The organism is Corynebacterium sp. KPL3927, from assembly GCF_040225835.1.
Classification (GTDB): domain Bacteria; phylum Actinomycetota; class Actinomycetes; order Mycobacteriales; family Mycobacteriaceae; genus Corynebacterium.
The window spans coordinates 13104-27092 of sequence record NZ_JBEHGD010000015.1 but is presented as its reverse complement, the minus strand read 5'-3'; the positions used below and the strand labels follow the sequence as shown (position 1 = coordinate 27092).

Here is a 13989-nt window from a genome sequence, read left to right as displayed (position 1 = left end):
GCGGGGCTACACAAAGCCATCGGCATCAATCCCCGCTGCCTCCCGCGCCGCGTCGCAACCGCGGCTCAGGCTGGTAATGAGGCGTTCCCCCATTCCGCTGCGATAGGCTTGGGCAATGAGCTGGCTCAAATTGTGACCCGGTGCCTCATCGAGGGCGACGGTAAGCGCTGGGCCGGCATAGAGCCCGAATTTCTGCGCCACCTGGGTCGCTGCAAATAACGCCAGCGCGTTATAACGGATGGTGCCGCCAAAGGTGCGCGCCGTGGCTAGGAGCAAGGTACCGGCCGCGTGCGGGGATTCGACGAGGTCTCGGATGACCAAGTCGCGCATCCACGTCGTCGACATCCACATCGCTCCCACGCAGAGTAATTCTTCGTTGTCTAGGGTCTCTTCCAGCGTCTCTACCTCGCTTAATACATACTGCACATCCGCGATGAGATGTTGGACCACCCGCGTTGGATCCGTTGTGCCGTAGCCGTGGCCGGCGCGCATCTGCCGCGACAATTCCTCAGCGCAGCGCTGCATGGACCCGATTTCTTCGTGCCCGAAGTAAGGGTTGTGCGGGGCGAATTGTTGGACGAGCTCGTCGCGGGAAAGCTCCGGCAAGGTGCCGTTTTCTACGCAGGCGCGCATAGAGGAACTGGTGGAAATAGCGGGAATGGTCCCTTCGGTCCAAGCGTGCATAGGGCCCTTGCCGTTCCCAGTGCTAAAGCCAAAGACGAGGTCGTAGGCGGTGGACGTTGCAATTTCTTCTACCAACCAGCAGGCATCGATTCCGGTGCCCTCGTCATCTTCGAAGTGGTAGAGCGACTCGATCATCTCCCAGAGCTCTACTTCCTCGCGCTGGGAAATGATAAAGCCTAGGACTACTTCCGGGTTGCCGCAGTGAAAGGCGCTCATGATTTCTGGCAGGGCGGCGGGGACATCGGACAAGTCTATGCGCGCGACTGGCCCCATGGTGCGGCCCGCTGGGGTTGGTTCGATGGAGATAAGGACGATGGACTCTGCTGGGAAGAATCCGAGGATTCCTGGAATATTGGCAAGGATATCGCCGGGTGTACGGATGGGCTGTTGTGGTGTTGTGATCTTCATGGCTTCTAGCTTCGAGGCCTGCGGCAAGTGCCGAAAGCCCATCACAGGCAGAGGGCCGAAATCTGTGGATAAGGTGGGTTGAAAGGGGCATCGGCAAGCAGTTATGCACAGGCCCACCGCACCGGGCCTAGCGCGGGTTTCCTCGTTAGGGCATAATGGGTTATTTAACTACTCCGCGAACACTGAACTGAGTGCGTGTGGGAATAGTGCGGTCCTGGCGGTCGTTGATCTAGATTAAGAGACCAAGGAGGTAACACATCATGCACGAAGAAGAGCGCAGCATGTACGAATTGGAGTACCCCGCTCCGGTGGTTAAGGACAATTCCGGTGAAGGAAAAGGCCCCACCATGATTGTTGCCATGCACGGCTATGCCGATGCGGGCCAGGCTATTGAGTCGAGCGCCGATCATCTCAAAGCCGCGCTGGAAAACCGCCAGCTAGCCTCCTTTAACTCTGATGAGCTCATCGATTACCGCTCCCGCCGCCCCGCCATCACCATCGATAATGACCGGGCCCTAGAGGTAGAACCCATGGATTTGGGTTTGAAGGTCCTCCGGGATAATTCCGGCAAGTCTTTCCTTCTTCTGTCTGGCCCAGAGCCGGATATGCGCTGGGAAGCGTTTACCACGGCGGTAGTGAAGCTGGTGGAGACATTCGATATTGAAGACACCATCATGCTCTACGCCGCGCCGATGCCCGTGCCGCACACCCGCCCCACCGTGGTCACCGCGCACGGTACTACCTCCCGCCTGACGGAAGGCATGGTCAAGATGGATTCGACGATGATGGTTCCTGGTGCCGCGGCGCTCTATATAGAAAAGGCCTTGGCGGATAAGGGCCGGACGGTAGCGGGCTATACCGCGCACGTGCCGCATTACTTGGCCGCGTCCCCGTACCCGCAGGCGACCCTGGAGCTCCTTGACTCCGTGGCTAAGGCCGCCCGACTGAATATTCCGCTGGGCAGCATCGAGGCGGATATTTCCCGCGTCGAGGGCCAGCTGGATGAGCAGGTCAATGGCTCGGAAGAGATTGAGGGAGTGGTCCAGCAATTGGAGCAGCAGTACGATGCCTTCATGGAACGCTACCGTCAGGAGCACCCGCAGGCCATCATGCCGGGCGAGGAAGCCGTGCCCAGCGCTGAGGAAATCAGCGAGGAGTTCGAGGCATTCCTCGCCTCGCTCGATGAAGATGATAGCGAGGAGATTATCCATACAGATATTGATGACCGCGAAGACTCTGCCGGCGATGACGATGACAGAGACTTAGGCGACGATATCTAACGAACCCGCCCCCATCGCCGCTAAGGTGGTGGGGGTGAACTTATCTCAGCAGCTGCCAGATTTAACGGAAGTCCCCGAGTCCCTCATTGATGAGGCCATTTGGGATACTTTTAACTCGTGGACCACTAGCAAGGGAATCGATTTATATCCCGCGCAGGAGGAGGCCTCGCTCGGCATCTTGGCCGGAGATAATGTCATTCTCGCCACCCCTACGGGTTCGGGCAAGTCCATGGTGGCCAACGCCGCCCACTTCATCGCCCTCGCGCGCGGGCAGCGGAGTTTTTATACCGCACCCATTAAGGCGCTGGTAAGCGAGAAGTTCTTTGCGCTGTGTGAAATTTTTGGCGCAGAGAACGTAGGCATGATGACTGGCGATGCCACCGTAAACGGCAACGCCCCCATCATCGCCGCCACCGCCGAGATCGTTGCGAATATCGCGCTTCGCGATGGCGCCGAAGCCAACATCGACCAGGTGGTCATGGACGAATTCCACTACTACTCCGATCCAGATCGCGGCTGGGCCTGGCAGGTGCCGCTCTTGGAGCTACCCAAGGCGCAATTCCTCTTAATGTCCGCCACGCTCGGTGATACCGACTGGCTGCAGGAGGACCTCACCCGCCGCACGGGGCGCGAGACTAATCTGGTAGCCGGCTCCACTCGCCCGGTGCCGCTGGATTTTTCCTATGTTTTCAGCGCGGTGCACGAAACCATCGAAGAACTGCTCGCCGATAATAAGGCACCCATTTATGTCGTGCACTTTTCCCAGCGCGAGGCGGCCGAGCGGGCCCAAGCCCTGACCTCGCTGTCTGGCATTATTAGCAAAGAGGAAAAAGAGGACATCGCTGAAGAAATCGGCGGGTTCCGCTTTACCACTGCTTTTGGCAAGGACCTCTCAAAGTTGCTTCGCAAGGGCATTGGCATCCACCACGCGGGAATGCTGCCCAAGTACCGACGACTTGTGGAGCGCCTTGCGCAACGCGGCCTCCTCAAGGTTATTTGCGGCACCGATACCTTGGGCGTGGGCATCAACGTGCCCATCCGCACCGTCTTGATGACTGGCCTGGCCAAGTTTGATGGGCAACGCCAGCGCATCTTGAAGTCCCGCGAATTCCACCAGATTGCAGGGCGCGCTGGGCGAGCGGGCTATGACACGGAAGGTACCGTCGTCGTCGAGGCCCCTGAGCACGAGATTGAAAATGCCAAGGCCCGCAGGCGCATTGGCGATGACCCGAAGCGGCTGAAAAAGCTGAAGAAGAAATCCGCACGCGAGGGCGAAGTCTCTTGGTCCGAGAAGACCTTTGCGCGGCTCACAGAAGCAGAACCGGAGCAGTTGACCTCGCAATTCCGGGTGTCGAATTCGATGCTGCTGAATGTCTTAGCCCGCCACGGCGACGGCTATGCGCATATGCGCCACCTCTTGCGCGATAATCACGATCCCCGCAGCAAGCAGAACAAGGATATCCTCACCGCCCTCGACCTCTTCCGCGGATTGCTAGATTCCGGTGTGGTCCAAAAATCCACCAAGGGGCTCGATATCTACGGCCGCCCCTACCACCTCGTGCGGGAATTGCCGCGCGACTTTGCCCTGAACCAGCCCCTCGGGCCCTTCGCCTTGGCCGCGCTCTCCCTGTTGGACCCAGAGGCGGACAGCTATCACCTTGATGTAATCTCGGTCTTTGAGGCGATCCTCGATGATCCCCGGCAGGTGCTGCAGGCCCAGCAGAAGAAGCGGCGCGGGGAAGAAATTGCCGCACTCAAGGCGGATGGAGTGGACTACACCGACCGCATGAATATCGTGGAGGATATCACCTGGCCCAAGCCCCTAGAGGAGCTACTCGAGCAGGCCTACGATACCTTTGCGGAAACCAATGCGTGGGTAAAGGAATTCGAGCTGCGGCCGAAATCCGTAGTGCGCGACATGGTGGAAAATGCCATGACCTTCTCGGACTTGGTGGCCACTTACGGCTTAGCCCGCTCTGAGGGCGTTATCCTCCGCTATCTCACCGATGCCTGGCGCACCCTTAAACAGTCCATCCCCGATGAATATACGACGCCCCAAATTGAAGACATCATTGTCTGGCTAGGCGAACTTATCCGCCAGGTGGATTCCTCGCTTGTCGATGAATGGGCGCAGATGGCCGGCGAAGATTCCCCCATCGATCAAGATACGCTCGACCGCGAGCTGGCATTCGGCGTCGAAGACCCTACTGCGCTTACCGCTAACCGACGCGCCTTTGGCATCATGGTGCGCAATTACATGTTCCGCCTCGCGCAGCTCTTCGCGCTGGAGGAAGAAGACCGCCTGGCCGAGGTATTGGATTATCTGGACGAGGTCCCCGATTTTGGTGCCGTCTTGGATGACTACTTTGACGAATACGACGATATTGATATCGGCCCTGAGGCGCGCGGCCCAGAGTACTTCCGGTTGGAAGAATCCAGCTCCCGCACCTGGCCCGTGCGGCAGATTATCAAGGACCCAGCAGGCGATCGCGCCTATCAATTTGTCGCCACGGTCGATCTAGATGCCTCCGATGAAGCCGGTGAAGTCCGCCTGTCGGAGTTGCGCGTCGAGTATTAATCACACGAGGGTTAGCTAAAACGATAAAAGCCACCCCCTGCGCTGTACCCGGCGTCCTATGGGGGACACCGAGGGAAGCAGCGCGCGGGGGTGGCTTATTCTAAAGGCTAATTCAGCAGCGCTTTTAGCGTGCAGCCTCAATCTGAACGGCCTGTGCGACTGCCTGAATGACAGAAGCAACCTTGATGGCCTCCCAGACCTGCTCCTTGGTCGCGCCAGTATCGTTGAGCTTCTGAGTGTGGGCACCCAAGCAATGCTCGCAGCCGTTGATGGCGGAAACTGCGATATTCCACAGCTCGAAGTTGGCGTCTTCCACGCCAGGCTTGGAGATGAAGTTCATCCGCAGGCCGAACTTAACCTGTGCGTAGTCATCGCCCAACCAGCTCTTGGCGCGGTAGGCAACGTTGTTCATTGCCATGACGGTGGCAGCGCCGTAAGCGGCGTTGATGGCTTCCTCAGAGAGGTGCTCTTGTGCCTCTTCCGCGATTTCAGAAATCACGGTGTCATTGCGGGTAGCTGCCGCCGATGCCAACAGGGTGCCCCACAGCTGCTCTTCATTCAGCTCGGTAGTGCGGGTCAACGCGCCGAGGTTGAGCTTCTGGTCCTTGGCGTACTCGGGTAGCGATGACTTCAAGTTCTCGATAGACACGGTCTTTCTCCTTCTAAATCTTTTCTCAGTAATTTAAGTTGCAGGGCAAGTGCATGCCCCGCCAGAAAGCGGGGAAAGCACCTACTGATAACTAAGGCTTAAAGCTGGGACTGAACAACGTCCATCTTGTCGATGTTCTTGGTTGGGTCGTTCTTCTCCCAGTTGCAGGCGCAGACCTCTTCGGACTGCAGTGCGTCGAGGACGCGCAGGACCTCGTCAACGTTGCGGCCCACAGCATCCGGGGTAACGGAGACGAACTGAATAACTCCATCTGGGTCGATGATGAAGGTTGCGCGGTCAGCAACGCCGTCAGCGTTTTCTACGCCCAGTGCGCGGATCAGGTCGTGGCGCACGTCGGAGAACATCGGGAAAGGAACTTCCTTCAGGTCCGGGTGGGTTGCGCGCCAGTTGAAGTGAGCGAACTCGTTATCGGTAGAGCCGCCCAGCACCTGGGTGTCGCGGTCTTGGAACTCTTCGTCCAACTTGCCAAAGGCAGCGATCTCGGTCGGGCAAACGAAGGTGAAGTCCTTGGGGTAGAAGAAGACGACCTTCCACTTGCCCTCGTACTTGTCTAAGGAAACCTGCTCGAAGTAGTCCTCTGGCTGGCTAGCATTAACGTCGTGCAGGTCACCGCCGGTCAGGGCGGTGAGGTCGAATTCTGGGAACTTTTCGCCAACGGTCATGATAGGCATGTTCTTCAACTCCTTCTTAAAAGGGTAATCTTTTTCAAGTTTCCGACAGTCCCGTACCGAGGACCACGGGCCGGACCCTCTCCGGCCCAACACCAAAGACAATACCATTAATTCCGGTCACGTCAATAGCTAATCCTATAGATAAATGTTAGAGTGATAGGCATGCATAATAAAGAGTATCGACCAACACTTGCCCAGCTGCGCACGTTCGTCACCGTGGCGGAAAACAAGCACTTCGGCACCGCTGCCGCCAAGCTGGAGATCTCTCAGCCTTCCCTCTCCCAGGGCCTCGTGGCGCTCGAGCAGGGGCTCGGCGTGCAGCTCATCGAGCGCTCCACCCGCAAGGTCATCGTGACCTCGGCCGGTGAAACCCTTCTACCCTATGCCAAATCCACGCTTGAGGCCGCCGATACCTTCCTCGCACATGCCCGCGGCGCCCACGGCACCCTGTCCGGCCCGCTGACCATTGGCGTCATCCCAACCATCGCCCCGTATATCCTCCCGGACTTGCTGGCGAAGATTACGGAGACCTACCCGGAGCTTGAGCCGCGCTTTGTGGAGGAGCAAACCCAGCACCTCATCGCGCGCCTGCGCAACGGCAACCTCGATTTAGCCGTCCTCGCCTTGCCTTCAGAGGCCACGGGCATGGTCGACAGCCCGCTGTACACCGAGGACTTCGCCATCGTCAGCCCGCCCGATCACCCCATCGCCGGGCGTACAGACGTCCAGGTTGCGGAGTTGCGGGACTTGGATTTGCTGCTGCTTGACGATGGCCACTGTCTCCGCGACCAAGTCGTCGATCTCTGCCGGCACGCCCACGTCAACCCGGCAGAGGCAACCAATTCCGTCACGCGCGCCTCATCACTGACCACCATTATGCAGCTGGTGATGGGCGGGCTCGGCTGCACCCTTATCCCCAAGTCCGCGTTGGCTACCGAATGCCACGGCAAGAACCTCGGCATCGCCTACTTCGATCCCGATGTCACCGCTGAGCGCGAAATCGGCCTCGTCTTCCGCTCCTCTGCCGCACGCAGTGAAGAGTTCCGCGAATTCGGCACCCTGATTACCGCCGCTTATGAAAATGCCCTCGCCCGCTCGCTGGAGGGCTAAAATCGCCACGCACGTTTAAGGCCACCGGAGCAATGCCTCGGTGGCCTTAAATAAGGGTAAAGCGCTTACGCAGCTTGGCTGGTCGCGCGGCCTGTGCACTGTCGGAACAAATAAGCCGTAGCCAGTAAGGTAACCGGTACGGCGACAATCAAGCCAACCAGGAGCAGGATGCCGCCGGCAATCACAATCAGCGCGTTGAGCACCGTCAGCAGCAAGAGCTGGCCGTAGTTTCCCTTACCGGCCTTAAATCCGTTCTTGATGGCTTGGCCAACCCCGTCACCGTCGGCAGCAAACCACTGCATCAGCATATAAAACGGTTGGATGAATAGGCTGATGAGAGACACTACAGCCAAGACTCCGAAAAAGCTCGCTATGGCCTCTAACGCCTCTTCCTCGGTGGCGTCGGCGCCCGCGTCTGGGCCGAGGAAAATCGAGCCCCCAACGAAGATGAACATGACTACCGAGGTAATAATGCCGATGATGATCATAATCACCAGCGGCTGCCACCACCGCACGTCTTTGCCCACATAGCTCCATCCAGTGCGCGGATCATCAATTTGGAAGAGCGCCAGTCGCATCGCCAACAAGCTAACGACGACCGTGATGATGTAGGACACGATTTGCACAATGGATCCCGCACCGGAGGCATCCGCACCCTCTGAAGGAGCGACGGCCATACTCACGCCTGAGATAGCTACGACAATGACGCCAACGAGCAAGGCACCAAGGATCCATAGTTTCCAGTTCTTAAATACCGTGCGAAAGGCCCAAGAAATCGAATCGATGGCCGAGGGCTTTCCGGTAAAACCGCCAGGATTTACGGTATTGTCCTGTGCTTGGTAGCCCGCATATCCTTGGTTGCCGGAGCTTTCGTAGCTGCCACTCTCGTGGCTGCCGCCGTAGGAAGGCAGGCTTCCGTAGCTCGGCTGGTCTTCTGGGTGGTCAGTCGGTTCATAGCGCGGAAAATCGTCATTTCCACCGGATTTATCGCCGTTCATCAGCGGTGCCTTCCTTCTACATTCGGGTTGGGCGCAACGAAAAAGTATCTTTTAGACAAGTGTTTTCACAATAGCAACTTTTTCCACTCCACGTAACCGGGGTAAGCTCATAGACTAGCCATGACACAGCATGAAACAACGACGTCGCAGGCCCCTAGCCGCGATGAACTTTTTGCCGCATTAGACAACGTCACCATCGCCGAGGCCCGCAGCTTCCGCCGCCGCCTGTCGAAGGCACGCGCCCCCAAGGCCCTGCGCGAAATTGGCCAGGATATCCAGGCTGCCGCAGATCGCCTAGCGCTTGTCGATGCCGCCGTCCCCCAACTCACCTACCCCGATTCCCTGCCGGTCAGCGCCCGCAAGGACGATATCGCCGCCGCAATTGAAGAAAACCAGGTCATCATCATCGCCGGCGAAACCGGTTCTGGTAAGACCACGCAGATCCCCAAGATCTGCCTCGACATCGGACGGGGCCGCCGCGGCCTTATCGGCCATACGCAGCCGCGCCGCATCGCCGCGCGGACCGTCGCCGAGCGCATCGCCTCCGAGCTGGACCAAGATATCGGGGAATCGGTAGGCTACGCCATCCGCTTCGATGACCAGGTCTCTGATACCACCGCCGTAAAACTCATGACGGACGGCATCCTGCTAGCGGAAATGCAGCGCGATCGCTTCCTTAATAAATACGACACCATCATTATCGATGAGGCACACGAGCGTTCGCTGAATATCGACTTCCTCTTGGGGTATCTCAAACGGTTGCTTCCCAAGCGGCCCGATCTCAAGGTGATCATCACCTCCGCAACCATCGATCCGGAAAGCTTTGCCGAGCACTTCGCCCAACCCGATGGCACGCCTGCGCCCATCATTGAGGTATCCGGGCGCACCTATCCGGTAGAAATTCGCTACCGCCCCCTCGAATTCGAGGCCGGTGGAAAGCTGGTGGATCAGGACCCGCTCGATGGCTTAACCGAGGCCATCGAAGAGCTCATGGCAGAAGGCGACGGCGATATCCTCTGCTTTTTCCCAGGCGAGCGCGATATCCGCGATGCCATGGAAGCCATCGAGGCTAAAAAATGGAAAAACGTCGAGGTCGCGCCCCTCTTCGGGCGCCTATCCAACCAGGAACAACACCGCGTATTTAGCAGTCACCGCGGGCGGCGCATCGTTTTGGCCACCAATATCGCCGAAACCTCGCTGACCGTGCCCGGAATCCGCTACGTCGTGGATACAGGCACCGCGCGTATCTCGCGCTATTCCACGCGCACCAAGGTGCAACGCCTGCCCATCGAGCCCATTTCTCAGGCCTCTGCCAACCAGCGCTCCGGTAGGTGCGGCCGCGTCGCCGATGGCATCGCCATCCGCCTCTACAGTGAGCAGGACTTCCAAAGCCGCCCGGAATTTACTGATCCGGAAATCCTGCGCACCAACCTGGCCAGCGTCATTTTGCAGATGGTCTCGCTCAAGCTCGGCGAAATCGAGCAATTCCCCTTCCTCCAGCCACCCGAGTTCAAGGCCATTCGCGATGGCCTCAACCTCCTCCACGAGCTCGGGGCGCTCCAGGATAAGCACGAGAAGCCTAAGCTAACAGAAACCGGCCGCAACTTGGCCCGCATCCCACTCGATCCACGCATGGCGCGCATGCTTATCGAGGCCCATACCAACGGCTGCCTCCACGATGTCATCGTCATCGTTGCCGCCATGACCATCCAAGATGTGCGCGAACGTCCGCTGGACTACCAAGCGCAAGCCGATCAGGCGCACGCGCGCTTTAAGGACAAGACCTCTGACTTTTTGTCCATGCTGAAGTTGTGGGATTACATCAAGCAGACCCGCAATGAGCAATCGGGCAATAAATTCCGCAAGCGCATGAAGCAGGAGTTCCTCCACTATATGCGCATCCGCGAGTGGTTCGACTTGGTCCGCCAACTCAAGGACGTCTCCAAGCAGCTGGGGTGGGATTACCAAGAAGGCACCGAACGCCGCTCCGACGATATTCATATCGCGCTGCTTTCTGGCCTGCTATCCAATATCGGCGCCCGCGACGGCAATTCCAAGGAGTTCCACGGCGCGCGCAATACCCGCTTCCTCGTCTTTCCAGGCTCCGCCTTGGCCAAAAAGCCGCCCGAATTCCTCATGGCGGCTGAGCTCGTCGAAACCTCTCGGCTCTGGGCCCGCGACGTTGCCGCCATCGATCCGGCGTGGGTGGAAAAGCTCGGCGCGGACCTGCTCAAGCACAACTATTCCGATCCCACGTGGTCCCGCAAGCGCGCGGCCGCCATCGCGCACCAAAAATCCACGCTCTACGGAGTGCCAATCGTTGCGGATCGCACCGTGCCCTACCACCGCGTGGATCCCGTCGCTGCGCGCGATATGTTCATCCGCAACGCCCTTATTGCCGGCGAGTGGAACGTGCACCACGACTTCCTCAAGGCAAATGCGCAGGCCCTTGATGAGGCCGCAGAATACGAGGAAAAGGCCCGCCGCCGCGGTCTCATCGTGGATGAGGATACCCTCTTTGATTTCTATGACCAGCGCATTCCAGACAAGGTCACCACGGGCCGGCATTTCGATTCTTGGTGGAAGAAAAAGCGCCGCCAGGAACCCGATCTGCTGAATTTCGATCCAGCCACGCTTGTCGATGACTCCCACGACGTCACCGAAGTCTCCTTTCCCGATCACTGGCGCAAGGGCTCCATCGATTACGAGCTGACTTATAAATTCGAACCCGGCGATCCCCTCGATGGCGTCACCGTGATGGTGCCTGTACCCATGCTTGCCGGTCTCAATACCGAGGGCTTCGATTGGCTCGTTCCCGGCCTGCGATTCGAGCTCGTCAATGAACTTATTCGTTCCCTTCCCAAGGCCCTGCGACGCACCGTCGTGCCCGCCCCGGAATTTGCCGAACGCGCCATGGACCGCCTCATTCCCTTCGAATGCCCCCTTACCCAGCAGCTTGCCGATGTCCTGCGCGAACTCGGCGGCCACGGTATCAACGCCTCCGACTTCCAACCGGAGAAGCTGCCGGATCATTTGCGGATGAACTACGCGGCCATCGACAAGCGTGGCACCATCATCGACTCCGATAGGGACCTTGCCGCCCTGCGCGAGCGCCAGGCCGGCCACATCAAATCCTCCGTCTCACAAGTAAGCCGCACCGCCGAATCCACCGCCGTCAGCGAGTGGACCGACGATACCCTCGGCACCGTTGACGAGACCGTCACCACCACCGTTGACGGCCACGAAGTAACCGCCTACCCAGCACTGGTCGCCACCAAGGACGGCGTCGAGCTCAAGGTTCACCCCACCAAGGCCGCTGCCGATGCCGCCATGGTCACCACCACCCTCACGCTCTTAATGCGCGAAATTTCCGTCTCGACCGCGCAGATGGTCAAGGGGCTGCCCTTGCAACAGCGCGTCGCCGTGGATTCGTATCCGCATGGCGGTGCCGACGGGCTGGTCAATGACGCACGCGTCGCAGCAATCCGTGACCTCATGCTCGAAGCCGGCGGACCCGTGCGCTCCCCAGAGGCGTTTACCGAGCTCAAGGATTCCGTGAAACCGCAGGTCCCCGGCCGCGTGCGGCAATCAATTGTCTCAATCGCACCGGGCTTGGCTGAGTATTCCAACCTCCGCGCCGAGCTTTCTCACTGGGACGGGCCCGCCATTGACGATATGGAGAAGCAACTCGCTTTCCTTCTTCCGCCGAACGCCATAACCGTGCATGGATCCGCGCACCTGCGACACCTTCCCCGCTACATCCAAGCAATGCGGATCCGTTTGGAAGACCTGTCGCTCGACCCAGATCGCGATGCCGACCGCCAGGCTGAGGTCGATGACGCCAAGGCCTACCTGACAAACCGGCTACGCAACCTCCCCGCGGGCCGTGAAAAGACGCGCGAAGTCAAGGACATCCACTGGATGATTGAGGAATTGCGGGTCTCACTATTTGCCCAGCGCCTCGGCACTGCGCACGCGGTGTCTCTGCGGAGGATCCAAAAAGCAGTGGATAAGCTGCGTTGACCTCCCAACACCGCGTTCCCGCCCCGGCCTAGAAATCCGCTCCTGCCCCGGCTGGTCGGGCACAGCCGCCAGCCAACACTGCCAGCCAGAACTGCAACTTCAACTGCAACTGCAACTGCCGACCAGCCAAAGCCACCGGCTGGTCACAGTTGCCAGCAAGACACAACTGTCGTTTAATCACAAGGAAATCCATTCTCTCGTCCGCCGGCGGCGTGAGAATTTGGTAGGCCCACAGGCGTCATGCATACAAAAGCCAAAAATAGCTGGTCTAAACCTACGCTGGGACGGCTGTATAACTGCTAAGAAACCACCCAGAGCCTCGCAGCCTAAAGGTCGCCACGATCGCGTCGCCGCATCAGTCGAATCTCCGATTCAAAGTCATCCGCGCTCTCGAAAGATTTATATACCGAGGCGAAGCGCAGATATGCGACCTCGTCTAGGTCACGCAATGGCTCAAGGATCGCTAACCCGATTTCGTTGGCATTAACCTGTGAAGACCCATGCCCCCGCACGGTTTCCTCAACTTCTTGCGCCAACTTTTTAAGGGCGTCATCGCTAACATCTCGGCCTTGGCAAGCGCGCCTGACACCCCGAATGAGCTTATCCCTGCTAAATGGTTCTGCAAGGCCGTTTCTCTTAACGACCAGCAACACTGCCTTTTCCACAGTGGTAAAACGCCCTTTACACGAAGCACACTCGCGGCGCCGCCGTATCGATGCGCCTGCATCTACCACGCGCGAGTCGATAACGCGGGATTGTTCGTTATGGCAAAACGGGCAGTACACACAAGTCCTTTCGCTAAAATAGCTTCTCGACTTAGTTTACCTCCCGAGGCCAAAGCGAAGACAGGACGCCAATACAGCACATCCCGGACCGCGTAACTGCCCGGTTGCGCAAGCGGGCGCCGTGTCTACTGGGAAAACAAAGCTGCTGCCAAACAAAGCGCCAAACTTAGAACTTCCCCAGCGCTCGTTTTACTGCAATATGCACTACTGAACGATGGCTGCTTCCACTTGCTGTACTGAGGCACCAGGTCCGGTTGGTGTCTCAGCGTTCGTGCCCATCAATCCGCCGACGACCGTGCCGAAAAACACCGCAGCGCCGAAGACGGCACCAAGGAGGTAATTCTTGCGTGAACTGTGGGCATCGTCTTCTTCTACCGCCTTGTTCGCCACATTAGAAAACGAATATTCGTCAGTCCACATATTCGAATGCTCCTTAGGATTCGTTCGATATTCAGAATCTAGAGTCCTAATCTTCCCTATTTCAGAGCGGGGATGCTGCCCACCCCAACTGCGATCATCAATATCCCAGATAGCGGCTGAAGGTACGATCTGCGGGCGTGCCGAGTGCTGTTTAACCATGTTATTACGAGAGTTGAGTAGTTGAGACATTGTTTTCCTTTCGACGACCGCCGTAAGTCTAAAGCGGCCCCTTGACACGACAGAAGCACAATGTCGCTCCTGTGTTCGATATTGATTCTATGTTCGATTTATAGCATTCCTTCGAAACTCTGTCCAGTTTTGCGTGCAAATCTCGAACGCCTGTACTTTTCGTGCTACAAATG

10 protein-coding genes are annotated in these 13989 nt (G+C 58.3%); 4 read left to right on the top strand and 6 right to left on the bottom strand.

What is annotated here, in order from left to right; all coding sequences use genetic code 11:
• Positions 1-6 precede the first annotated feature (6 nt).
• Entirely contained in the window at positions 7-1092 is a 1086-nt protein-coding gene (locus ABRP86_RS08120) for a DUF4192 domain-containing protein (protein ID WP_239269834.1), read from the bottom strand.
• Between the two features lie 260 nt (positions 1093-1352).
• Here ABRP86_RS08120 and ABRP86_RS08115 point away from each other — a divergent pair, with 260 nt between their 5' ends.
• Positions 1353-2372 carry a proteasome assembly chaperone family protein gene (locus ABRP86_RS08115; RefSeq protein WP_349863645.1) on the top strand — a complete coding sequence of 340 codons (1020 nt, stop codon included), beginning with the start codon at positions 1353-1355 and terminating at the stop codon, positions 2370-2372.
• A gap of 34 nt (positions 2373-2406) precedes the next feature.
• Positions 2407-4950 (top strand): DEAD/DEAH box helicase, encoded by a 2544-nt coding sequence (locus ABRP86_RS08110; RefSeq protein WP_349863643.1) that lies wholly within the window; start codon positions 2407-2409, stop codon positions 4948-4950.
• Between the two features lie 124 nt (positions 4951-5074).
• Here the strand turns inward: ABRP86_RS08110 and ahpD are convergent, their stop codons facing one another.
• On the bottom strand, positions 5075-5599 hold the full coding sequence (gene ahpD / locus ABRP86_RS08105; RefSeq protein WP_284769665.1) for an alkylhydroperoxidase, AhpD family: 525 nt from the start codon (positions 5597-5599) through the stop codon (positions 5075-5077).
• A 98-nt stretch (positions 5600-5697) separates the two neighbouring features.
• Positions 5698-6291 carry a peroxiredoxin gene (locus ABRP86_RS08100; protein ID WP_349853674.1) on the bottom strand — a complete coding sequence of 198 codons (594 nt, stop codon included), beginning with the start codon at positions 6289-6291 and terminating at the stop codon, positions 5698-5700.
• Between the two features lie 162 nt (positions 6292-6453).
• Here ABRP86_RS08100 and ABRP86_RS08095 point away from each other — a divergent pair, with 162 nt between their 5' ends.
• Positions 6454-7401 (top strand): LysR substrate-binding domain-containing protein, encoded by a 948-nt coding sequence (locus tag ABRP86_RS08095; protein ID WP_005283411.1) that lies wholly within the window; start codon positions 6454-6456, stop codon positions 7399-7401.
• Between the two features lie 65 nt (positions 7402-7466).
• Here ABRP86_RS08095 and ABRP86_RS08090 read toward each other — a convergent pair whose 3' ends face one another.
• Positions 7467-8399, bottom strand: coding sequence for a hypothetical protein (locus ABRP86_RS08090; RefSeq protein WP_349863640.1), 933 nt, complete (start codon positions 8397-8399; stop codon positions 7467-7469).
• Positions 8400-8519: 120 nt separating this feature from the next.
• Here ABRP86_RS08090 and hrpA point away from each other — a divergent pair, with 120 nt between their 5' ends.
• Positions 8520-12422, top strand: a complete 3903-nt coding sequence (gene hrpA, locus ABRP86_RS08085; protein ID WP_349863638.1) for an ATP-dependent RNA helicase HrpA — start codon at positions 8520-8522, stop codon at positions 12420-12422.
• A 326-nt stretch (positions 12423-12748) separates the two neighbouring features.
• On the opposite strand, the gene nrdR is transcribed toward hrpA, so the two are convergent.
• On the bottom strand, positions 12749-13207 hold the full coding sequence (gene nrdR / locus ABRP86_RS08080) for a transcriptional regulator NrdR (protein ID WP_023017363.1): 459 nt from the start codon (positions 13205-13207) through the stop codon (positions 12749-12751).
• A gap of 204 nt (positions 13208-13411) precedes the next feature.
• Positions 13412-13816, bottom strand: coding sequence for a hypothetical protein (locus tag ABRP86_RS08075; RefSeq protein ID WP_349863636.1), 405 nt, complete (start codon positions 13814-13816; stop codon positions 13412-13414).
• Positions 13817-13989: the final 173 nt, after the last annotated feature.

What these genes read in the sequence shown, in the direction of transcription:
- ABRP86_RS08120 (WP_239269834.1), bottom strand. Translation starts at nt 1,092, where the DNA reads ATGAAGATCACAACACCACAACAGCCCATCCGTACACCCGGCGATATC.
- ABRP86_RS08115 (WP_349863645.1), top strand. Translation starts at nt 1,353, where the DNA reads ATGCACGAAGAAGAGCGCAGCATGTACGAATTGGAGTACCCCGCTCCG.
- ABRP86_RS08100 (WP_349853674.1), bottom strand. Translation starts at nt 6,291, where the DNA reads ATGCCTATCATGACCGTTGGCGAAAAGTTCCCAGAATTCGACCTCACC.
- ABRP86_RS08095 (WP_005283411.1), top strand. Translation starts at nt 6,454, where the DNA reads ATGCATAATAAAGAGTATCGACCAACACTTGCCCAGCTGCGCACGTTC.
- ABRP86_RS08090 (WP_349863640.1), bottom strand. Translation starts at nt 8,399, where the DNA reads ATGAACGGCGATAAATCCGGTGGAAATGACGATTTTCCGCGCTATGAA.
- hrpA (WP_349863638.1), top strand. Translation starts at nt 8,520, where the DNA reads ATGACACAGCATGAAACAACGACGTCGCAGGCCCCTAGCCGCGATGAA.
- ABRP86_RS08075 (WP_349863636.1), bottom strand. Translation starts at nt 13,816, where the DNA reads ATGTCTCAACTACTCAACTCTCGTAATAACATGGTTAAACAGCACTCG.